General features: G+C 39.7%; 1 protein-coding gene. It reads right to left on the minus strand.

Annotated elements, in window-relative coordinates; all coding sequences use genetic code 11:
* Positions 1-1340, minus strand: a 1340-nt coding sequence (gene rnjA, locus V7659_RS31565) for a ribonuclease J1 (protein WP_335543919.1), incomplete at both ends; no start/stop codon positions are given.

The raw sequence follows: 1340 nt of genomic DNA on the forward strand, positions 1-1340 counted from the left end.
GATTCTCGCATATAAACAAATCCTCGCGAAATTAAGTCTGGTCCTGATGCAATTTTGAATTCTTTCATATTAATTCTTACCACCACAACTACTAAACCTTCTTCTGAGAGGATTCTACGGTCACGTAAGACGATGTTTCCGATGTCGCCTACTCCGCTGCCATCAATATAAACGGAACCTGATGGGATCTTTCCTGCAACCTGTGCTGTATCCTCGGAAAGTGCTAATACCTCACCATTATCCATAATAAAACAATTTTCTTCTTGTACCCCACAATCAACTGCAATTTTAGCATGCATTCTTTGCATACGATATTCACCATGGATTGGCATAAAGAACTTCGGTCTGATTAAGCGAAGCATAAGCTTTTGTTCTTCCTGTCCACCATGACCAGAGGTATGAATATTGCTTAGTTTTCCGTGAATAACTTCAGCCCCTGCTCTGTAGAGCATATTAATGGTCCTGCTCACGCTGATTGTGTTCCCCGGAATAGGTGATGATGAAAATACAACGGTATCTCCGGGAATGATTTGAATTTGTCTGTGTGTACCATTTGCAATTCTTGATAGGGCAGCCATCGCTTCCCCCTGACTTCCAGTACAAAGGATGGTAACTTTATCAGCAGGCAGTCGATTGATTTGGTTTGCTTCAATAAAGGTTTCTTTAGGTGCATTAATATAACCTAACTCAAGCCCAATATTAATGGCAGCTTCCATACTGCGTCCGAAAACTGCTACTTTCCGTCCGTATACCACGGCTGCCTCTACCACTTGCTGTAAACGGTGAATATTTGATGCAAATGTTGCAAATATGATTCGGCCATCCACTTTACGGAAAATATCGTTAATGCTGTCGCCAACCCGGCGTTCTGACATCGTAAATTCAGGTATTTCACTATTCGTACTGTCTGAAAGTAAACAAAGTACGCCTTCCTTTCCGATTTCAGCCATTTTAGTTAAATTGGCTGGTTCACCCACAGGGGTAAAATCAAATTTAAAATCACCAGTATGGACAATTTGTCCTGGCGGTGTTTTAACAACAATTCCATAAGAATCAGGAATACTATGTGTGGTGCGGAAAAAAGTAACGGATGTTTTGCGGAATTTTATGACATCGTCTTCTTTTATATCAATCAGCTTAGCATTTCTCAATAAGCCGTGTTCTTCAAGTTTATTTTTTATCAACCCAAGAGCCAATTTCCCTCCATAAATTGGAACATTGACTTCACGTAATAAATAGGGAATACCACCAATGTGGTCTTCATGCCCATGAGTAACAAATAAACCTTTTATTTTTTCTTGATTTTTAACCAAATAGGTGTAATCCGGAATAACATAATC

It is taken from the genome of Neobacillus drentensis, assembly GCF_036966985.1.
GTDB classification, from domain to species: domain Bacteria; phylum Bacillota; class Bacilli; order Bacillales; family Cytobacillaceae; genus Neobacillus; species Neobacillus drentensis_E.